A 15,087-nucleotide genomic window follows, 5' to 3' on the forward strand; every position below is an offset into this window, starting at 1 on the left:
CCCATAAATCGAAGAACAATCCCGCTTCAGCGGCGTACATCTCCAGCTCGGCCACGTCATTCAGGTTCATCGTCTTCGCCGCATCTCGGCATGTGCTGCGTGGGAATCAGCTCCCATACGCCGTCCACCGACCACCAGCAGCACATCCGCCCGCCGTCGCTGCGTTCCCAGTCGAGGTCTTTGTTGCCGAGGCAGGCGTTGACGTAGCCCATTCCCGCGCCGATCCACGCGAAGCTGCCGACGATCTCGCTGTCCCGCAGCAGGATCCAGTAATACTTACGGCCGTTTTTGATCACTCAATCAACTCCCAGCGGTGTTCACTCGCCTGCGCGCCATTTTTTCCACTCGAACACTTCCGCGACGACCCAGGCGGTGTATCCGATCCCCGTAGCCGTCCACCACACCGCACCGTGGCTACAGATCTGGAACGCGTACGTCGCGGCGAGAATGAACATCGCGATCGACCAGAAACCGAGGAACACCCGACCCGCGATTCCGAGGAGTACCACCATGGTCACGATCGCCCATTCGACCGGCGCGACAGTCCCGAACAGCCACTGCGAGAGCCAGCACAACGCGGTGTACACCAGCAGGAATCCGCCAGCCCATGCCAGCCAGGATGTAACTTTACGAATCACGATTGGTGCTCCTCAATTTCGCTACCTCTACGAGGATTTTCACTACGATCTCCTCGGCCTTCTCCCGCGCGTACAACAGTTGCTTGCCGTCGACTTCGATGACGATCACGTTCTTCGCCGGTATGATGTAGATATCCATATCCGGGTTGTCGTATTGGAAAATAAGGTCACTGTGCATCATCGCGGTACCTATTCATGCGTCGGTCGGTTGTCGAATTCGGGGTGCATTTCCATCGACTCCATCAACACCATCGCGTGAAACACAACGGCGGCGAGGTGTTTGGAATTCATCTGCGGGTCGTAGTCCTCGCCGGACCAGAACTGCCACGCATGCCTCTGCATCGCTTGGAAAAACTTGCTCCACTCGATGCCCTTGGCCCAGTTGTCCTCGCCGTACTTCTCTGCGCCCCTGCCGAAGTGTTCAGCGACCTCCCACAGCGCCCGAGCCGGAATCAAATCGAACCGCGCGGTTTTGACCGCTTTCTTGCCTCCGGTGCTGGAGGTAGTCATCGTCTCGCCGGACTCGGTTGCAAGCTGCGCGGCTTTGTACGCTTCGGTAATCTCTTCCTGGGTAATCGGCTCCATCTTCAGTGGAGTGACCGCGTCGTGCCACCGCGCCCGTTCACGCTCCGTCGCCTCGAAAGCGCCATTGACGGTGACCTGGACGTCTTTCAAGATGGTGTGCCGCTCGTCGCCCTTTCGGAACTGCCAGTCCGCGCCGCTCAGGTACAGCTCGGTCATGTCGGTAAACCTGTTGTCGCCGCCTTTGACGAGCAGCCTTTCGTCGGCGGTTACGATCGCTTCGACAGCGCCGGTGAAATGTCCGTACATGGTGTAGACGCCCGGATCGCTCAGCGGCCACTTACTCATAGATAATTCCTTCGATGCTTTCTCGAACTCGGCCCGAAACTCCGGGTCCTTCAAATCCGCTTCCAGGTCGTCCCAGAAGACGCTTTCAAACCCCGGTCGATCCGAAGCCATTGCCGCCCCGGTCGGTGTTGTAGAACATGTCGATATCGATTTGCTTGGTCGGCTCGTAGAGTTCCGGCAGTTCGATCTTCTGCACCACCAACTGCGCGATCCGGTCGCCGGGTTCGATGTGGATGTCGCAGACGCTGTCGAGGTTGATCAGGCAGACCTTGATTTCGCCGCGATAGTCGGAGTCGATGGTGCCCGGCGTGTTGGCGATCGACAGGCCGAACTTCGCGGCCCAGCCCGACCTTGGATGGATGAAGCCCGCGTAGCCGTCCGGGATGGCGATGGCGATACCTGTCGGCACCAGACTTCGGCACCCGGGTTCCAGCTCGACGTAGGCCGCCGAGTACAGGTCGATTCCCGCGTCTGTCGGATGTGCTCGCGTCGGCATCGGCAGGTTTTTGTCGAGTCGAATGATCGGGATGTAGATGGTCAGTCCTCTTCTGTCCGGTCCCAGAACCTCGCGCAATAAACGCCGTGCCGGGACATCACTTGCAGGCCGTTGCGTCGCGCCTCGCCGATCAGCCGCCCCTGGAGGAACATCGCGTTGCCGTCGACGACCAGAACCTGCGCGATATCCCGAGGCGGCTCGAGGTCGATCGTCATGCCGTTCGGGAGGGTCGCTCTGGTCACTGCCGCGCCGCATTTCCGGCATTCGGTCACGGCGTCACCACCCGCGTAATCCCCGCTGCCGCAATCAATTTCGAGCACGCATAGCACGGTTCGCGGGAAACATACATCGTTGCGTCGACGAGGTCTTCCCGGTCGCAGTAGATGAGCGCGTTGCCTTCGGCGTGGATGGCGATGCAGTTGTCGTAGGACGATCCCGGTTCGCAGCCGGAAAGGCGTCGGGGGCAGGCTTCACACCCGGGCTTTCCGGCTGGCGCTCCGTTGTAACCCGACGAGCGAATTCGCCTATCTTTGACTACGACGGCTCCGACTTTGTCCCGTTCGCAATCGGATCGGGTCGCTACCACGCGGGCGATATCCAGGAAATATTGGTCAAACGTCGGGCGCATCAGCAGTGATCTGCACTGGAAAGACGTCCGGCCGCCCTGGGCAATTTTCGAGATGCGTCCGGGTCATCAGGCTTCCGGCGATTGCGTCGCAGTGTGGGCAATGAGCATCCATGCACAACCCGCTGATCATGCTCCGGCAGCAGCGATAGCCCTCGCAGGTCAGGTACTTCGAGACGCCCTCGGTCGAGATCTCCTGCTGCCGAAGCCATTCCGCGAACTCGGGTGCGCCCGTGACACCTGGGTGACCGCGATGAGCGCCAGCATTCCAGCAGTCGTATAGCAGCTTCAGGAGTTCTTGATTGGTCACGCCGAGACTTCGCGGACGGTCTCCCACGAATTGATGGTGGCGATGGTTCGTACGGTGCCGTCTTCGTTGATCCTGTAGAAGTGCAGCATGCGGTTGTCCGCGCCGACGTCGTACCGATCCGCCTCGATCGTCTTGCTTTTGCGGACATCGTTGAACGGGTCGGTGATATAGGTGTAGCGGTACTTCTTCATTGTTTTTCCTCTCGGTTGGTTGCTTCCCCGCTCGATCTCGAATCGACGCCGCCTGTAGCGATGCGGGGAATCCGTTGTGTTACTGGGTGATCCCCTGGGCCTGGAGAACCGCCAAGGCCGCCTTCAGTTCGGGGGACTGTTCATTCGCCGCCGCAGCAGCCGGAGCCGCGTTGGTAGCTACCTGGTCAGCCTTGGACCGGTACTCGATGGTGACCATCTTTTTTGGCTCAGCGCCCTGGCCCGGCTCGTCGTGACTCCGGGTGATGCGCTGCCACGAACCGACAGGAAGGGTCTTCTCGCCGTTGGCCCGCAGGACCTTCGCCAGCTCGGACTTCCACGAAGGCTTGAAATAGACCTTGCGCCGTCCATCGTCCCCAGCCCTCTCCGGATCACGAAGGGCGGTCTGGTAGGTGACGACAAGCTGCAGAACCGGCGAACCGTCCTGCCAGGTCTTCATGCGCGGCGGCTGATTCGAACCGGGACGCTGGTATTCCTTTTCCTGCACGACATCTTTCGCGACGACGAAGCCTTCGACGGTGTCACCGATGTTCTTCAGTGAAGCGCTCGGGGCTCCCCCGCCGAGGAGGAAATCGTCAGCATCGGGTACCTGATTAGTCGGCTGTGTCATTTAGTTGTTCTCCCAATGTATGAATCTGTTTCAGGTGATTCCGATTCGGCCACGCGCAAACAAGGGGAGAATTCTGTTCGCGGTGTTTTCGCATCAAGTCAACCAACTAGGTGACTTGCTCCAAACCGTGGAGTGCGGCCGGTGATGTTATTTAGATGGCGTCCCCCTCGTTATTCGTTGTTTCCAGCGCAGGCGAAAGGCCCACGCCCAGCTGTGGAGAACCACGGGCACCATTGGCAGTCGTCGTCCGGCACGATCGGTATCTGCTTGAAGCCGCGCGGGTCGTGCATGACGTCCAGGTCCAGCATCTGCTGTTCGGTTTCGTCGATCCTGTCGAGGATTTCGTCTACCGCCGCGTCGCTGTATGGTTCCCGGTCGAGATGCGTTTGCCGCAGGCTGCCGGTGCGGGAGATGATGATGTTGCCGACGAATTTGACCGGGAACCCCTCATTTTTGTATCCCCGGCCGTACAATTGGCGCTGACCCTTATATCCCGCCGACGGACCGAATTTCACGATCTTGTCGTAGCTGGTCTTCCCGAGCACCTTCCAGTCGAGCACGCTGTGTGTATCCACGTCGTAGAGGTCGCAGGTGCCGGACAAACCCGGGCGCACTGTCACCTTCGTCTCCGGGATCCACCGCACCCGCCCGAGGCGATCATTCGCGGCCCGCACAGCCTCTTCCAGCCACGCGTGCATCGCGGTACCCATGATCGACGGTAGGGGGTCGCTGAATTTGTTCAGGCCGCGTGATTCCGGCGTCTCGTCTTCCCGACGTGAGGATGCCAGCGAATACGCCAACCGCCGCTTGCAGAGATAACCGACACCCGAAGGTCCGAGTTCTCGCTGCACTGATCGCGGTCTGGACTTTTCGGCGTCGACGATCAGGTCTCGAATACTACCCAAGAGGTCCGCGTCCGGAATTCCATCGATCTCTTCGGCGAGGATGTCATCGAAGATCATTTCGACTCCACCCTGCGCACACGCTGCTCGCCATAGATGTCGAGGTTCTTGCGATAGAAGTCGAACTTGTCCGGTGGATTTTCGACGGTCACCGAAGGCCACTCAGGATTCAGCACGTCGATGTATAAATCCCAGTCGTCATACGAAATCCTCAGCAGCTGATCGTCGTCGAACGAAATCGCAAAGCCGTTGATTTCCACGCTTTTCAGTTGTGCCATACAATCCCTTCGTGTCGCGGGGAGGAAGCATGGTCATCGGCACTTCGACGAACGAGAGAAATGAAATGAAAGATCGCTCATTCGAATCAGCTGCGCGTTGTTGCGCCGATAGTTCTCAACTTGATCGACCATGCTGTTGTTGGTCCTGAAATCCGCTGCTCACCCCGGCAATGCGTCACTCAACAGGCAGTGATGGTTTGAGTGTGATTTTGCATGAGTAGGTGCCCAGCAGCCCTGCACCATTCGGATTTTCAGCGTTACCGCGCTGCGGCGACCATTCCCCGTACTCAGAGCCTAACGGCGGTTGTCGGTTCCCGCATTCAGGTCGCAGTGCGGGCACCCCGGCTCGTCCGATCCGATCACATGACCGCACCACGAGCAGTACATCCCTAGCACTGATGCCGTCGATGAAACCCAGCTTTGTCGACAAGCACCAACGCGGCAGCCGCCCCGATCTGCTCCGGCGTCATGACCTCGCCCACCTTGCCGAGCGTCAGCGCCGTGAAGATCATCGTGGCCACCCCTACCGCCAGCACGTCGTGGTCGGACAGGTCATCGGTGCGGATCGCCGTCGCCAGCGCCTCGAGCATAGGACTCTCTGAGGGCAGCGGGCCGTAGTCGTAGGTGTCGATGGTGGTCAATCTTTCTGCCTCGCAGTCTTTTTCACGTGCTTCCGGTAGTCGGTGTTCGTCATCTCGACTTCCTCGCCGTCGATCTCCGCGTCCACCGTCGACAACGCGCCCCACTTGGCTTCGCCGATGCTCGAATTGGCTCGGCCGACGTGGTTCTCGAACGGCGCGTCGTCGAGCCGCTTGCCGAGGTCGAGCCCGTGCAGTTTGATGAACGGCAGCCGGGACTTGCGCGCTTCTTCCGCCTTCGCGAGGATGCCGACCGCCCAGTCATGGTCCGGGTGATGCGGCACCGCGCCCAGCGGAGAGAACACCTTGCACACCTCGCGGTACCGGTCGACGATCTCCTGCGCCAGTTGTTCGATCTCGTGCGGGACCGGCGGAATGTATTGCGGGGCTTCGTATTCCACTTCGACGGGGTTCGCGACATTCACCTTCACGACCGCGAACGTCCTGTCCGGCCGCTGAAGCCACACCGTTTGATGCAGCGGGCCCGGCGAGACGACATCACCCTCTGCGGGCAGCCCGTCGAGAGTCCTGTACTTCACCGGATCGCCTTCGGGTTGAACTCGACTTCGCGGATCGTCCATCGCCCGTTATTGCCGGAGAGTCCGGCGTCTTGCAGCTCCCACGTCACTCGCGGACGGCCATTGCAGGTCAGTAGGTGGTCCAGGTAATGGATGGCCGCGAATACCGACTCATACGCGCCAACCGCCTCGTCCAGCCGACCGTCCACCCACCCCTCGAGGACGTACACGAACTCCACTACTCGGCTCCCGCGACGAACGCAGCGCCGGACAGCACCACGAGCCACCACCCGAACCGCAGCACGCGCCCGCCGATCGGCTCCAAGCACTCCTCCACCGCCAGACCCGCCAGCACGAGCAGCGCACCCGCGACGGCACCGACGAATCCCGCTGTGACACATGCGGTGTGCATCAGTCGTCCCTCCACGAATCGGGAATGCGGTCGAGATACGTCACGGTGACAGCGAACGAGTCGGTCGTGACGTCGAGCCATACGCTCAGCAGGTCGATCGCCATGCCCGCGACGGTGTCCTTGTCGATGGCCTGGGTGTACTGCCGCTCGAAGGATCCGACGCTGACCCGGATGAGCCAGTATCCGCGCACAAAGCCGTGTTCGTCCGGGGAGCAATCCGGCGCGGCGGCTACTTCGTAGATGTTCATTCGCAGTCCTTCTCGGTGTCGCCGAGGCTGTACGGGTTGCTGGTGTATTCGCGACCTGGTGTGCCGTCCGCCCCCTGCCTGTGATTGGCGACAGCTGCGGCGTATCCCATCTCCCACGCGATGTACGGATGGGTCGGCAATTCCTGCTCACTCATTCAGAGTCCTCGAATCTAGGGTCGGCCTCGATCGGCGGCCACGTAAACTGCGCAAACGTCCACGCCGGGTCTTCGGTGTCGGCGTATTCGGCGGTGAACTCGTGCCGCATCGCGATCCGGTCGATTTCTTCGAGGTTGGCGGTGCGGATGGTGTGGCGCAGTATGAGGCGTGTCCGAAGGCCCCTCGCTGCGCCGAGGAGGTGTTCGATGTACCCGCATTCCCAGCCCTGCGAGAAAGTTCCCCCGCCGCTCGGGCTCACGAGTTCGAATTCGTTCACTCGCAATCCTTTTCTTCGATGTCGAAGTCGTCACCGGCTTGATCGGCGAGGAATTCGTAGAGTTCGTCCACCGGTTTCATCGTCGGCGATTCTTTTCTTCGCGTTGTTTCTCTGCTCCGGCGGCGTGAGATTCCATCTCTTTCCAGCTTTTGTAGGCGAAGGCTCTCGCCAGCATGTCCGCTTCGACAGGGCCGAGGGGAGTGCCGTCTTTATATCGCGGCATCATGGTCGCAGTCCTTCAATATCGTTGGCTCTGAAATACCTCTTCTTCCAGAAACGACTCCCGGACGGGCTCAGATTGAATGCACGGACCTTTTCACGCCTCACCAAGCGATAAACAGTCGACTGTACAACGCGGAGTCGGTACGCCGCTTCTTGGGCGTCGATATATTCAACACCTTCGTAGTGGCAAACCATGGGCCCGGCATTCAAATCGTCGAGCATTACGCTTTCCTGCCGCCGTCGACGCGCTCGTAGGTCAGGACGGTCTTCTCCACGGCCTTCAGCTCGAAGAAGCTGCCGCCGTCGTAGCTGACATCGCCGTCGTAGGAGCCGTAGGTGCCGTCTTTCTGATAGAAGCGAATCGAACCGTCGAGATACGTAACCTTGAAGACCAGACCGGCCGGAGCGGTAGACCCCTGTGCGTATTCGTCGCCGTAGTAATCGTCGCGATGTGCCTTGCGGCAGTCTTCGATGGTGCTGACGACCTCGACATTGCCGAACACCGGGATATTCGCCGTCTTATGGTATGCCCAGTCGCTCCACGGCCGAGCGTGCGCCAGCTGATAGAACGCACGGTACAGATCGTAGTTGTAGTATTTGTGGTCTTCGATGTTCATTACACTTCCTCGTATCGGGTGATGTTCTGCTTTACGGGCTTGACCTCGTGAAGATCCCCGTCCCAGCTCGTGCCGTCGTAGCTCGAGTAGTAGCCGCTTTTCTTGTAGTACCGGACGCGGTAATCAGAGAATTCCACTTCGAACACCAGGTGGCGGTGACTTCCCTCGTCCATTCCGCCGACAGATTCGACGAGCTTGACGTACCTGAATGGCGCAGACCGTTCTTCGCCTACGGTGTACCAGCTGCCCCACCCCGCTTCGCCGTATTCGTCCGCCAGGGATTTGATCGCCTTTTCGATGTCGTCGATATTCATTACTTCACCTTCTTGTATTTCGTCACGACTTCCTGCACCGGCTGCACTTCGAAGAAATCGCCGTACTCCCAATACGCGCCGTTGTAGCTGACCCACCGGCCGTTTTTCTTGTACAGCTTTTCGGTGCCGTCCGGGAATGTGATGCGGAGGATGAGATGCATGTGGTCACCCTCGCCTTCACCGCCGACAGATTCGATGGTTTCGACGGAGCCCAAACCTTCGAATTCGCGAGGCTTCCCGTTCTCCAGTAGTTCAATGACGCCCGGCCAACCCCGGTAGGTGTGCACACCCCGCTCGGTTATGCCGGTCTTCCAATGCGTGTATTCGTACGGCTCCCCGAGGGTGAAGTCTTCGAAGTAGTCTCGGATCTGATCGACGTTCATTTCGCGGGCATCTTTTCGTAGAACCGGACTACGCGATCGACCGGAAAGACTTCGAACAGATCGCCGTCCCAGTCGCCGCCATGGAACGAGGCGTAATACCCTTCCTTGCGGAAGACCTGTTCGGCACCATCCGGAGCGGTGATTCCGAATACCATCTCGGTGTATTCACCATGACCTTCGCCGCCGCCGTCGACGACCAGAGCGGTGAGCATGCCCAGGTCGGGAATCTCGAAGCTGCAGAGCTTGGTGCGGTAAGTCCCGTCCTCCCAGCCCCAATCTGTCAGCTTTTCCTCGAACGCATCCCAGTTGACGTATTCGCCATCATGGTCGTAATCCTCGTCATCCTCGGCGGCCTGCCACTTCGCGATAGCGTCTTCGACCTGCTTTGCGGTATAGGTCATGCGGTAATCTCCAATGGAATCAATAGATGTTTCTTCGACAAATGGTGTTGCACGTAATCGATATCCGGCGTGCGGAAGGTTTTGTAGTTCTCGGCGATGAACTGCGCGGACCGGCCTTTCGTCAGTGACGTGATCGTTCGGCGCAGCGCCCACGCGTATGCACCTCGAGCCGATCCGGTGTAGTCGTCCGGGATGACGATCCGCTCCAGCGCCGTGACGTACACCTCTTCGCGGAACAGCTGGACCTGTTTTTCGAACGGCATCGCCCAGACCTTTTGCATGTCCATCTGGACCGTCTTGCCGTCTTTCAAGCAGGATTCGTAGATCGGCCGGTCGCCGTAGGCCACACTGAGGTGAAGCGAATCGTGGTCGTATTTGCGTCGCACAGCATCGGAGAAGAACTCGTCGGACTCCTGGGTCAGATCGACCTTCTTCGTGCCGTGGCGGCGCTCCCAGGCCCCGTACAACATGTCGTGCAGCGGCTGGATTATCCGGCCTCCAGAGCCCTGCAGCCACACCAGATCCGACATGTGCTTGCCCCAGCTGCCGTTGCGCAACTCCCAATAGCTGTGGCTGAGCTTGATGGTGTACATCTCGTCGAGCGTCGCGACCCGGATCTCGCCGTCTACCAGCCAATCGGCGAACGCCGGATCCCAGAACGCATCCTCGCCGTCGCCGGGGTGGTCGGTGAACACGTCGACGTCTTTCGGCTCCCGCCGGTCGAACCCCAGCAGTCCCAGCGCGGTCGAGCCGATGATCAGTTTGTAAACCACCACGGTCCCCACGGGATATTGATGATGATCATGCCGCGCCACCTCCATCCGTTGTCGTTGAGGAAAGTCATCGCCTGCCCCTTTCCAGTTCGTACACTTGCTGTTCCAGCTTTTCGATCCGCTTCAGCAGCAATGACGAAATCTTCAGCATGTTGATATGGTCCTGCGCTGTCACTTCACAGCCGAAAAGGTTCATCGCTCATCCATTTCTAGGTACAGCTTCGCCCGTTCGAGCATCGCGCCTTTATCCGTTCCGAGGCGAGCATCCAGCTTGGCCCACTGCTGTTCGGGTGTCGGCCGCGATTCATCTCGGTCTTGTGTTTTCTCTGCCATGTCGATTCCTTCTACAACGACCGGATTGTGACCCAGTCCGAATAAACCCGGAAGCGATTCCTGCACTGAGCACATCTGATGTCGCGGGAAACGATCACCATGTCGAAACTGGTTTTATGCAATGCTTCGCAGTCTCGACAGATCAACACATGGTTGCAGCCATGGAAGTTCCCACGAAGGTGTGCCGGTTCTCCGCACCGATGACATTCAGGAACCTTGTCGAGATCCACATCCAGTTCGACGGGAGCCTCTACTGCTGCGGCCATCGCGACTCCACCCATTCCATCAGGTAGTAGGTTCCGTATCCGGCGGCGATTGCTAGGAAGATCAGCCCCGCAGCCGCCGCGACCCACGCTGCGATCATCGTTGTTGCCTTTCGTAGATCCAGTAGTCGACGCCGTTCGGGTAATCGACGTTTGGTGCGAGCCGGGCATCAGCGATGATTTCGTTGCGAAACAGCTGCCGCGACCAGGCGAGTTCGGATTCGGCGTCCTGCTCGGCTATGCGCTCGGCTTCGAATTCACTGGGGTACCAGCCGAGGATGCCTTCGTGATCGCCTTCGACCCTCTGCAGTTCGTAGATCAAGCGACCCCCGCTTCGACGTCGGCGACAAGCTTTTTAATTCCCTCCAGCGCCTGCGACGGAATCGGGTGCAGCCACGACATCGACGGATAATCCGGGCAGACGCCGACCCATTCCTGATCTTCAGCCGACCAGAATGCGTAGAACAATTTCATACGATGACCTCGTAGTGCTCGATGCCGGTTTTCTTCGGCCGATATTCGATGATCTTCTCGTTGGCCCACTGCGTGAACGGATACGTCAGGTTGTCGAACGCGGACTCTTTGTGGTCGTCGCGATAATCCGCATACGTCTTTTTCCACGTCTGCCGAATCGAACCATATTGCATCCACAAGTTCTGCTCGATTGAATCCTCCACGACCTCGGTCGCAATATTCAGCAGCCGGAGTTTGAGATATGGATCGCTATCCCATTCAATCAGAACCTCCCACGCATACCCATCCGGAGGTGGCTTCAGCTTCTTCGCCAATTCCTGAGCGGGGTGGTAGGGGTGGCCGTAGGTATCGCCGTTCGGATCCTTGTCCCACACCGCCGTGGCTTTTCGCGACTTCCGTTTGTCCAGCCAGTCCTGGATTTGATAGACGCCGAACCCGGCAAGCCATCCGACGAAGATGCCGATACTGAGTGCGATTGCCCAGGTCATCGGCTAGTCTTACTGCGCGCCAGCTGCTGCCTTCGAGTCATTTTTCTTTCTCCGATTCCTCAGCACGGCTTCCGTATTGGCGGCAGTGCAGGATATGCATCGACAGCCGAAGTTGGTGTATCCGTTGCACGTTCCGTGGATTTTCAATGTCGTGGACACCAGTCGGCCGTGGATCAGAACCCGGCTTTCCAGGTGGCGCTGTCGCCAGGTTTCCGCGTACTCGCGACCAGCTTCCACACACGGATCGCACTTGCAGCCTTTTTTGTTGTAGCCGTAATAGCTGCCGTGCTGCCATTGCTTTTTCGTCATTACCTCTCCGGGATCAGAGGTACCGAGCGGGATCCGGGTTGACGGGGAAGAGAAGCAGGCCGTGACCGTCTCGGGTCCACCATTCCTTTTCCATTCCCTCGCCTTCCAGAGTCCACTCGTCCTCGCCGACCGCTTGCTTCACTTCTTTGGGGTGGGTGACGATCGCGAGGGTTTCCTCGTCCTTGACCCACAGCCAGAGCTGGTTGACGCGGCGGATGTACCGGTATGGCCGGTTGTATCTGTACAAAGCGTTGTGCGGCGGCTCGTCATCCGGAAAGTCGTCGAAACGCTTCAGCACCGCGTCGGAGAGGTTCACTTGCCACCGTCGAGTTGGCGGATCATCGCGTTGACCAGACCGGCGGACACCATCGCTTCTCGGGCTTCGTCGTGATGCCCATCGATATGCAGGTCCGCGACGACGTCGAGAAGTGTGTTGCGCGCGGTGATCAGCGTGTTTTTATCGCGATTCGATTTGAACATCAGAGGTCATCCTTTTCGGCAGCCGAGCCGCATGCACCAATCGCGGGTGTGACTGAAGGTGTATTCGCATTTGAAGTCGTTCAGCAGGTCTATTCGCTTGCCGATCTTGCGACGCTTGGGTTCGTCGTTCATTGATTCGGCGATGTCGTGCAGTGCGTGCAGCTGATCTAAGGTCATTTTCGACAGATCGAAGTCCATCGGCTACGACCAGAGTTGAGGCATGATGTCGACAAAGTCGTGCCGCGCCTGCTGGATTCGCCGATGGTGTTCGGTCTCGCGCTCGCGGTAGGCGGCAAACACGGCTTTCTTTTCCGGAGGAGACGGTTTCAGTAATGCACCACCGCCAGGCAGCGGCTCGAGTTCGTCTTCCAGCGTCCACCCCGGCGGATGCAGGATCGCCATCTCTTCGTCGGTAAATCGGGGTCCGGGCTCACCCAGCCGGTCGATCAGGTCTTGGTATTTCGCGAATCGCTCGGGGTCGCAGTAGCACACCGAATATGATTGGTGGTATTTGAGTGATGCAATCGCGATGTCGTTGAAACTGGAATCGAACTCGTCGAGAATCCAACCCAGCGAATAGTCCGGGCAGCCGGTCAGTTCGACATACGACTTGCCGGGTGTGTCGATGTCGACGCTGAACTTCCAGATCCTGATCCGGAGGGAATGTCCTTCGATGCGGTTACGCGAGTATTTCCACCATTTGTCGAGCGTCCTGCCGTACTTGTCGATGCTGATCGAACCGAACCGGGTGTAGGCCGCGATGTAGTCCGAGCGCTTCTCGACGCTGATCCACTTCTTCATCCGGAATTTTTCCCCTGTCATGTGACGGAAAGGTAGGCGTCGAACAATTCGAAGGCGACATTCCTGGCGACCTCCGGCGTGAACCACAGCTCTGTAATCTCGCCCTGCTCGTCCGGCATGCTCACCGAAATCAACGTCTCGCTGGCACCGTCTGCCGACTTGAAGGTTTCGACATACTTGCTCATCAGATGTCCGCCTTGGTCTTGACGCTGAAGGTGATCACCGCGTCGAGAATCAGCGCGTACTGCGCCAGCTCGGTCAGCGACGGGTTGTAGTCGATGCTCTCGATCTGGCGGATGTACCACTCGCTGACACCCATCAACTCCGCCGCGTCCTGCTGAGACAACCCTCGCTGTTCGCGGACGCTGATGAGCCGAGCGCGGAGGTTGATCTGCTCTCCGGCGGAACGCTTCGCCAGCGCGGACTTGCGGCTGAACGCTTCCTGGACCTTCGACAGCATCACGCACCCACGCCTTCGTATGGATCCGCCATCTTGACCGCGCGGCCCCACGGGTAGCAGTCGTCCTGAAGGTTCTGCACCGTCTGGAACCACTCGATCTGCGGGGTTTTCTCGAAGCCGTGGTCCGCCAGCAGCGCGGTAATCGATGTGTCGCTGCCGACGTCCAGCTGTTCCGGATCGACGCCGAGGTTGATCAACGCGACGCCGAACAAGCACGACCCGCACAGGCCGCCGGACAATTTGCGTTTGACGTACACGCAACTGGCGTCCGGATAGACGTACTCCGGAGTTTCAGCGGCGAGCCGCCGGATTTCATCTTCCAGGTCGTCGAGATCGATGTCGGAGATGTTAGTGCTCATCGCAGATTGCCTCGTCGTCGCAGTTGTAGCAGAGTTGGACGTTTTTGATTCGGGCCACCGACAGGAAAGAGTGGTTGGCGCTGGTGGCGTGGATGCCGAGGTCGATTTCGGCGGCTTCGCGGGTTCGATGGGTGCTGAGGATCGCGGCGACTTCGATATCGGGGTTGTCGGCTACCACGGCCCACTCCGGGAACATCAACATGCTTCGGCCTGCACCTTCTTGTATTCTTCGCGGAATTCGCGCTTGCTGACGATGGTGAAATCGCGGTAGCCCTTGATGACGATGTAGTGGCCGACCCGGACTTCGATTTCATCCCAGAGTTCGGTGAAGATGAAAAGCCTCGGCAGGCCATACTCCTCTTTGCGATCGAATTCTTGCTCGTCGTCATTCCACCTGAAGCTGATTCCGTTCGCGGCGAGCCAGAGCGCGGTTTTCCTCATTCGCTCCCAGGTCGGTCCCCACATCTCCGCTTTGACGACCATTTCTCCGCGCAGGTAATCTTCCATCATTCGAAAACCTCCGGCATCCTCTTCGACTTCTTCTGCTCCAGCTTGGCGGCGATTTCCGGATAACCTTTGCGCAGCTCCGCGACCGATATCCGGCTCTCCTCGCGGGTCGTCCAGGACATGACCGGCTTACCGTCGATCACCAGCGCGTCCGCGTCATCGAAGCTCTGGCCGACGCGATCCTGGATCTCCTGCCAGTAGTCGTCCTTGATCCCTTTCCACTTCTTTTCCTGCGCCGCCGCGTGCTTCCACTCTTCGTAGGGGTGTTTCGCGTCGGAGATGTCGATGTGTTTCATGCTGCCCCCTTCGACAGTTCTTTCTGAGCGTCGGCGATTCCAGCTCGGGCCGCGATTCCGAGGAGTTGCGCGCGGTGTTGTTCGTTCCTCTGGAGCTTCACCGGGATTCCCGCCATTACCCATCCGACGATCCGGTATCGGTATGCATACCAAGCACATTCGGCGAACACCGGGCATTTCTGGCAGAGTTGTGCAGCGGCTTGCCGTCGATTGGCTACCAGGAGTGGTGACGGCAGATTGTCGATGTCGTAATCCTCGGTCGGCCGACCTTTGCATTTCGCTCGGTCCATCCATGGTTCGAGACCGATGCGGAATTCGTCGTCGAGTGGGATCATCCTGCGGCACCGGCGATTGCTCCCCCGGCTGTTGTTGTTCTGCGCCGTGTAAGAGGCATGCGGGTACCCACTTTCGTATTGCTGA

41 protein-coding genes are annotated in these 15,087 nt (G+C 59.0%); all 41 read right to left on the bottom strand.

What is annotated here, in order from left to right:
* Positions 1–56: 56 nt before the first annotated feature.
* Positions 57–296 (bottom strand): hypothetical protein, encoded by a 240-nt coding sequence (locus ON40_RS32525; RefSeq protein WP_040828934.1) that lies wholly within the window; start codon positions 294–296, stop codon positions 57–59.
* Positions 297–317: 21 nt separating this feature from the next.
* On the bottom strand, positions 318–638 hold the full coding sequence (locus tag ON40_RS32530) for a hypothetical protein (RefSeq protein ID WP_157186517.1): 321 nt from the start codon (positions 636–638) through the stop codon (positions 318–320).
* On the bottom strand, positions 628–777 hold the full coding sequence (locus tag ON40_RS32535) for a hypothetical protein (RefSeq protein ID WP_157186518.1): 150 nt from the start codon (positions 775–777) through the stop codon (positions 628–630). The genes ON40_RS32530 and ON40_RS32535 overlap by 11 nt, the downstream gene beginning before the upstream one ends.
* 50 nt (positions 778–827) lie before the next feature.
* Positions 828–1,619, bottom strand: a complete 792-nt coding sequence (locus ON40_RS48485; protein ID WP_051193867.1) for a dATP/dGTP diphosphohydrolase domain-containing protein — start codon at positions 1,617–1,619, stop codon at positions 828–830.
* Positions 1,594–2,049, bottom strand: a complete 456-nt coding sequence (gene dut / locus ON40_RS32545; RefSeq protein ID WP_040829290.1) for a dUTP diphosphatase — start codon at positions 2,047–2,049, stop codon at positions 1,594–1,596. The genes ON40_RS48485 and dut overlap by 26 nt, the downstream gene beginning before the upstream one ends.
* On the bottom strand, positions 2,046–2,324 hold the full coding sequence (locus ON40_RS53405; RefSeq protein WP_051193869.1) for a hypothetical protein: 279 nt from the start codon (positions 2,322–2,324) through the stop codon (positions 2,046–2,048). Before ON40_RS53405 ends, dut begins: the two co-directional genes overlap by 4 nt.
* On the bottom strand, positions 2,273–2,632 hold the full coding sequence (locus ON40_RS50290; RefSeq protein ID WP_040828938.1) for a deoxycytidylate deaminase: 360 nt from the start codon (positions 2,630–2,632) through the stop codon (positions 2,273–2,275). The genes ON40_RS53405 and ON40_RS50290 overlap by 52 nt, the downstream gene beginning before the upstream one ends.
* Entirely contained in the window at positions 2,616–2,939 is a 324-nt protein-coding gene (locus tag ON40_RS52295) for a hypothetical protein (protein WP_157186519.1), read from the bottom strand. Before ON40_RS52295 ends, ON40_RS50290 begins: the two co-directional genes overlap by 17 nt.
* Positions 2,936–3,130: a hypothetical protein gene (locus tag ON40_RS32560; RefSeq protein ID WP_040828940.1), complete on the bottom strand. Its 195-nt coding sequence runs from the start codon at positions 3,128–3,130 to the stop codon at positions 2,936–2,938. The genes ON40_RS52295 and ON40_RS32560 overlap by 4 nt, the downstream gene beginning before the upstream one ends.
* A gap of 79 nt (positions 3,131–3,209) precedes the next feature.
* A complete protein-coding gene (locus ON40_RS48490) occupies positions 3,210–3,758 on the bottom strand; it encodes a hypothetical protein (protein ID WP_157186520.1) in 549 nt (182 codons plus the stop codon).
* A gap of 170 nt (positions 3,759–3,928) precedes the next feature.
* Positions 3,929–4,720, bottom strand: a complete 792-nt coding sequence (locus tag ON40_RS32570; protein ID WP_051193873.1) for a hypothetical protein — start codon at positions 4,718–4,720, stop codon at positions 3,929–3,931.
* Complete coding sequence (locus ON40_RS32575; protein WP_040828941.1) at positions 4,717–4,938, bottom strand: hypothetical protein; 222 nt, start codon at positions 4,936–4,938, stop codon at positions 4,717–4,719. Before ON40_RS32575 ends, ON40_RS32570 begins: the two co-directional genes overlap by 4 nt.
* Before the next feature lie 389 nt (positions 4,939–5,327).
* Complete coding sequence (locus ON40_RS32580; protein ID WP_040828943.1) at positions 5,328–5,579, bottom strand: hypothetical protein; 252 nt, start codon at positions 5,577–5,579, stop codon at positions 5,328–5,330.
* Entirely contained in the window at positions 5,576–6,115 is a 540-nt protein-coding gene (locus tag ON40_RS32585) for a hypothetical protein (RefSeq protein ID WP_040828945.1), read from the bottom strand. The genes ON40_RS32580 and ON40_RS32585 overlap by 4 nt, the downstream gene beginning before the upstream one ends.
* A complete protein-coding gene (locus ON40_RS32590; RefSeq protein WP_040828946.1) occupies positions 6,112–6,333 on the bottom strand; it encodes a hypothetical protein in 222 nt (73 codons plus the stop codon). The genes ON40_RS32585 and ON40_RS32590 overlap by 4 nt, the downstream gene beginning before the upstream one ends.
* On the bottom strand, positions 6,333–6,506 hold the full coding sequence (locus ON40_RS52300) for a hypothetical protein (protein WP_157186521.1): 174 nt from the start codon (positions 6,504–6,506) through the stop codon (positions 6,333–6,335). Before ON40_RS52300 ends, ON40_RS32590 begins: the two co-directional genes overlap by 1 nt.
* Entirely contained in the window at positions 6,506–6,754 is a 249-nt protein-coding gene (locus tag ON40_RS32595; protein ID WP_040828948.1) for a hypothetical protein, read from the bottom strand. Before ON40_RS32595 ends, ON40_RS52300 begins: the two co-directional genes overlap by 1 nt.
* Entirely contained in the window at positions 6,751–6,909 is a 159-nt protein-coding gene (locus ON40_RS52305; RefSeq protein WP_157186522.1) for a hypothetical protein, read from the bottom strand. Before ON40_RS52305 ends, ON40_RS32595 begins: the two co-directional genes overlap by 4 nt.
* Complete coding sequence (locus tag ON40_RS32600) at positions 6,906–7,187, bottom strand: hypothetical protein (protein ID WP_040828950.1); 282 nt, start codon at positions 7,185–7,187, stop codon at positions 6,906–6,908. Before ON40_RS32600 ends, ON40_RS52305 begins: the two co-directional genes overlap by 4 nt.
* 443 nt (positions 7,188–7,630) lie before the next feature.
* Positions 7,631–8,026, bottom strand: a complete 396-nt coding sequence (locus tag ON40_RS32605; RefSeq protein ID WP_040828951.1) for a hypothetical protein — start codon at positions 8,024–8,026, stop codon at positions 7,631–7,633.
* Positions 8,026–8,340: a hypothetical protein gene (locus ON40_RS32610; protein ID WP_040828953.1), complete on the bottom strand. Its 315-nt coding sequence runs from the start codon at positions 8,338–8,340 to the stop codon at positions 8,026–8,028. The genes ON40_RS32605 and ON40_RS32610 overlap by 1 nt, the downstream gene beginning before the upstream one ends.
* The gene (locus ON40_RS32615; RefSeq protein WP_040828955.1) at positions 8,340–8,723 is read right to left on the bottom strand and encodes a hypothetical protein; all 384 of its coding nucleotides are present in this window, start codon (positions 8,721–8,723) and stop codon (positions 8,340–8,342) included. The genes ON40_RS32610 and ON40_RS32615 overlap by 1 nt, the downstream gene beginning before the upstream one ends.
* Positions 8,720–9,124, bottom strand: a complete 405-nt coding sequence (locus ON40_RS32620; RefSeq protein WP_040828957.1) for a hypothetical protein — start codon at positions 9,122–9,124, stop codon at positions 8,720–8,722. The genes ON40_RS32615 and ON40_RS32620 overlap by 4 nt, the downstream gene beginning before the upstream one ends.
* A complete protein-coding gene (locus tag ON40_RS32625) occupies positions 9,121–9,945 on the bottom strand; it encodes a DUF7275 domain-containing protein (protein ID WP_040828959.1) in 825 nt (274 codons plus the stop codon). Before ON40_RS32625 ends, ON40_RS32620 begins: the two co-directional genes overlap by 4 nt.
* Positions 9,946–9,964: 19 nt before the next feature.
* Complete coding sequence (locus ON40_RS55540) at positions 9,965–10,093, bottom strand: hypothetical protein (protein WP_281033085.1); 129 nt, start codon at positions 10,091–10,093, stop codon at positions 9,965–9,967.
* Positions 10,090–10,230: a hypothetical protein gene (locus tag ON40_RS52310; RefSeq protein WP_157186524.1), complete on the bottom strand. Its 141-nt coding sequence runs from the start codon at positions 10,228–10,230 to the stop codon at positions 10,090–10,092. Before ON40_RS52310 ends, ON40_RS55540 begins: the two co-directional genes overlap by 4 nt.
* A 360-nt stretch (positions 10,231–10,590) precedes the next feature.
* Positions 10,591–10,815, bottom strand: coding sequence for a hypothetical protein (locus ON40_RS32630; protein WP_040828960.1), 225 nt, complete (start codon positions 10,813–10,815; stop codon positions 10,591–10,593).
* A complete protein-coding gene (locus tag ON40_RS53410; RefSeq protein WP_169541934.1) occupies positions 10,812–10,967 on the bottom strand; it encodes a hypothetical protein in 156 nt (51 codons plus the stop codon). Before ON40_RS53410 ends, ON40_RS32630 begins: the two co-directional genes overlap by 4 nt.
* Positions 10,964–11,455, bottom strand: a complete 492-nt coding sequence (locus ON40_RS32635; protein WP_040828961.1) for a hypothetical protein — start codon at positions 11,453–11,455, stop codon at positions 10,964–10,966. The genes ON40_RS53410 and ON40_RS32635 overlap by 4 nt, the downstream gene beginning before the upstream one ends.
* A gap of 9 nt (positions 11,456–11,464) precedes the next feature.
* Complete coding sequence (locus ON40_RS52315) at positions 11,465–11,764, bottom strand: hypothetical protein (RefSeq protein ID WP_157186525.1); 300 nt, start codon at positions 11,762–11,764, stop codon at positions 11,465–11,467.
* A 13-nt stretch (positions 11,765–11,777) separates the two neighbouring features.
* Positions 11,778–12,080: a hypothetical protein gene (locus ON40_RS32640; protein ID WP_040828962.1), complete on the bottom strand. Its 303-nt coding sequence runs from the start codon at positions 12,078–12,080 to the stop codon at positions 11,778–11,780.
* Positions 12,077–12,244 carry a hypothetical protein gene (locus tag ON40_RS52320; RefSeq protein WP_157186526.1) on the bottom strand — a complete coding sequence of 56 codons (168 nt, stop codon included), beginning with the start codon at positions 12,242–12,244 and terminating at the stop codon, positions 12,077–12,079. Before ON40_RS52320 ends, ON40_RS32640 begins: the two co-directional genes overlap by 4 nt.
* Positions 12,245–12,250: 6 nt before the next feature.
* Positions 12,251–12,442, bottom strand: a complete 192-nt coding sequence (locus ON40_RS32645) for a hypothetical protein (RefSeq protein WP_040828963.1) — start codon at positions 12,440–12,442, stop codon at positions 12,251–12,253.
* Between the two features lie 3 nt (positions 12,443–12,445).
* Complete coding sequence (locus ON40_RS32650) at positions 12,446–13,066, bottom strand: hypothetical protein (protein ID WP_040828965.1); 621 nt, start codon at positions 13,064–13,066, stop codon at positions 12,446–12,448.
* Positions 13,063–13,230, bottom strand: coding sequence for a hypothetical protein (locus ON40_RS52325; protein ID WP_157186528.1), 168 nt, complete (start codon positions 13,228–13,230; stop codon positions 13,063–13,065). Before ON40_RS52325 ends, ON40_RS32650 begins: the two co-directional genes overlap by 4 nt.
* Positions 13,230–13,505 (bottom strand): helix-turn-helix transcriptional regulator, encoded by a 276-nt coding sequence (locus ON40_RS32655; RefSeq protein WP_040828967.1) that lies wholly within the window; start codon positions 13,503–13,505, stop codon positions 13,230–13,232. The genes ON40_RS52325 and ON40_RS32655 overlap by 1 nt, the downstream gene beginning before the upstream one ends.
* Positions 13,505–13,864: a hypothetical protein gene (locus ON40_RS32660; RefSeq protein WP_040828969.1), complete on the bottom strand. Its 360-nt coding sequence runs from the start codon at positions 13,862–13,864 to the stop codon at positions 13,505–13,507. Before ON40_RS32660 ends, ON40_RS32655 begins: the two co-directional genes overlap by 1 nt.
* Positions 13,854–14,066 (bottom strand): hypothetical protein, encoded by a 213-nt coding sequence (locus tag ON40_RS32665; protein WP_157186530.1) that lies wholly within the window; start codon positions 14,064–14,066, stop codon positions 13,854–13,856. Before ON40_RS32665 ends, ON40_RS32660 begins: the two co-directional genes overlap by 11 nt.
* Positions 14,060–14,374, bottom strand: coding sequence for a hypothetical protein (locus ON40_RS32670; RefSeq protein ID WP_157186531.1), 315 nt, complete (start codon positions 14,372–14,374; stop codon positions 14,060–14,062). Before ON40_RS32670 ends, ON40_RS32665 begins: the two co-directional genes overlap by 7 nt.
* Positions 14,371–14,667, bottom strand: coding sequence for a hypothetical protein (locus tag ON40_RS32675; protein ID WP_040828975.1), 297 nt, complete (start codon positions 14,665–14,667; stop codon positions 14,371–14,373). The genes ON40_RS32670 and ON40_RS32675 overlap by 4 nt, the downstream gene beginning before the upstream one ends.
* Positions 14,664–15,002 (bottom strand): WhiB family transcriptional regulator, encoded by a 339-nt coding sequence (locus ON40_RS32680; RefSeq protein ID WP_040828977.1) that lies wholly within the window; start codon positions 15,000–15,002, stop codon positions 14,664–14,666. The genes ON40_RS32675 and ON40_RS32680 overlap by 4 nt, the downstream gene beginning before the upstream one ends.
* Positions 15,003–15,087: the final 85 nt, after the last annotated feature.

The sequence above is a fragment of the Nocardia jiangxiensis NBRC 101359 genome (genome assembly GCF_000308615.1).
GTDB lineage: Bacteria > Actinomycetota > Actinomycetes > Mycobacteriales > Mycobacteriaceae > Nocardia > Nocardia jiangxiensis.

What these genes read in the sequence shown, in the direction of transcription:
- ON40_RS32535 (WP_157186518.1), bottom strand. Translation starts at nt 777, where the DNA reads ATGGATATCTACATCATACCGGCGAAGAACGTGATCGTCATCGAAGTC.
- ON40_RS48485 (WP_051193867.1), bottom strand. Translation starts at nt 1,619, where the DNA reads ATGGCTTCGGATCGACCGGGGTTTGAAAGCGTCTTCTGGGACGACCTG.
- ON40_RS50290 (WP_040828938.1), bottom strand. Translation starts at nt 2,632, where the DNA reads ATGCGCCCGACGTTTGACCAATATTTCCTGGATATCGCCCGCGTGGTA.
- ON40_RS32560 (WP_040828940.1), bottom strand. Translation starts at nt 3,130, where the DNA reads ATGAAGAAGTACCGCTACACCTATATCACCGACCCGTTCAACGATGTC.
- ON40_RS48490 (WP_157186520.1), bottom strand. Translation starts at nt 3,758, where the DNA reads ATGACACAGCCGACTAATCAGGTACCCGATGCTGACGATTTCCTCCTC.
- ON40_RS32570 (WP_051193873.1), bottom strand. Translation starts at nt 4,720, where the DNA reads ATGATCTTCGATGACATCCTCGCCGAAGAGATCGATGGAATTCCGGAC.
- ON40_RS32575 (WP_040828941.1), bottom strand. Translation starts at nt 4,938, where the DNA reads ATGGCACAACTGAAAAGCGTGGAAATCAACGGCTTTGCGATTTCGTTC.
- ON40_RS52300 (WP_157186521.1), bottom strand. Translation starts at nt 6,506, where the DNA reads ATGCACACCGCATGTGTCACAGCGGGATTCGTCGGTGCCGTCGCGGGT.
- ON40_RS32595 (WP_040828948.1), bottom strand. Translation starts at nt 6,754, where the DNA reads ATGAACATCTACGAAGTAGCCGCCGCGCCGGATTGCTCCCCGGACGAA.
- ON40_RS52305 (WP_157186522.1), bottom strand. Translation starts at nt 6,909, where the DNA reads ATGAGTGAGCAGGAATTGCCGACCCATCCGTACATCGCGTGGGAGATG.
- ON40_RS32605 (WP_040828951.1), bottom strand. Translation starts at nt 8,026, where the DNA reads ATGAACATCGAAGACCACAAATACTACAACTACGATCTGTACCGTGCG.
- ON40_RS32610 (WP_040828953.1), bottom strand. Translation starts at nt 8,340, where the DNA reads ATGAATATCGACGACATCGAAAAGGCGATCAAATCCCTGGCGGACGAA.
- ON40_RS32615 (WP_040828955.1), bottom strand. Translation starts at nt 8,723, where the DNA reads ATGAACGTCGATCAGATCCGAGACTACTTCGAAGACTTCACCCTCGGG.
- ON40_RS32620 (WP_040828957.1), bottom strand. Translation starts at nt 9,124, where the DNA reads ATGACCTATACCGCAAAGCAGGTCGAAGACGCTATCGCGAAGTGGCAG.
- ON40_RS32625 (WP_040828959.1), bottom strand. Translation starts at nt 9,945, where the DNA reads ATGGAGGTGGCGCGGCATGATCATCATCAATATCCCGTGGGGACCGTG.
- ON40_RS55540 (WP_281033085.1), bottom strand. Translation starts at nt 10,093, where the DNA reads ATGAACCTTTTCGGCTGTGAAGTGACAGCGCAGGACCATATCAACATG.
- ON40_RS52310 (WP_157186524.1), bottom strand. Translation starts at nt 10,230, where the DNA reads ATGGCAGAGAAAACACAAGACCGAGATGAATCGCGGCCGACACCCGAA.
- ON40_RS53410 (WP_169541934.1), bottom strand. Translation starts at nt 10,967, where the DNA reads ATGAAATTGTTCTACGCATTCTGGTCGGCTGAAGATCAGGAATGGGTC.
- ON40_RS32635 (WP_040828961.1), bottom strand. Translation starts at nt 11,455, where the DNA reads ATGACCTGGGCAATCGCACTCAGTATCGGCATCTTCGTCGGATGGCTT.
- ON40_RS52315 (WP_157186525.1), bottom strand. Translation starts at nt 11,764, where the DNA reads ATGACGAAAAAGCAATGGCAGCACGGCAGCTATTACGGCTACAACAAA.
- ON40_RS52320 (WP_157186526.1), bottom strand. Translation starts at nt 12,244, where the DNA reads ATGTTCAAATCGAATCGCGATAAAAACACGCTGATCACCGCGCGCAAC.
- ON40_RS32645 (WP_040828963.1), bottom strand. Translation starts at nt 12,442, where the DNA reads ATGGACTTCGATCTGTCGAAAATGACCTTAGATCAGCTGCACGCACTG.
- ON40_RS32650 (WP_040828965.1), bottom strand. Translation starts at nt 13,066, where the DNA reads ATGACAGGGGAAAAATTCCGGATGAAGAAGTGGATCAGCGTCGAGAAG.
- ON40_RS52325 (WP_157186528.1), bottom strand. Translation starts at nt 13,230, where the DNA reads ATGAGCAAGTATGTCGAAACCTTCAAGTCGGCAGACGGTGCCAGCGAG.
- ON40_RS32655 (WP_040828967.1), bottom strand. Translation starts at nt 13,505, where the DNA reads ATGCTGTCGAAGGTCCAGGAAGCGTTCAGCCGCAAGTCCGCGCTGGCG.
- ON40_RS32660 (WP_040828969.1), bottom strand. Translation starts at nt 13,864, where the DNA reads ATGAGCACTAACATCTCCGACATCGATCTCGACGACCTGGAAGATGAA.
- ON40_RS32665 (WP_157186530.1), bottom strand. Translation starts at nt 14,066, where the DNA reads ATGTTGATGTTCCCGGAGTGGGCCGTGGTAGCCGACAACCCCGATATC.
- ON40_RS32670 (WP_157186531.1), bottom strand. Translation starts at nt 14,374, where the DNA reads ATGATGGAAGATTACCTGCGCGGAGAAATGGTCGTCAAAGCGGAGATG.
- ON40_RS32675 (WP_040828975.1), bottom strand. Translation starts at nt 14,667, where the DNA reads ATGAAACACATCGACATCTCCGACGCGAAACACCCCTACGAAGAGTGG.
- ON40_RS32680 (WP_040828977.1), bottom strand. Translation starts at nt 15,002, where the DNA reads ATGATCCCACTCGACGACGAATTCCGCATCGGTCTCGAACCATGGATG.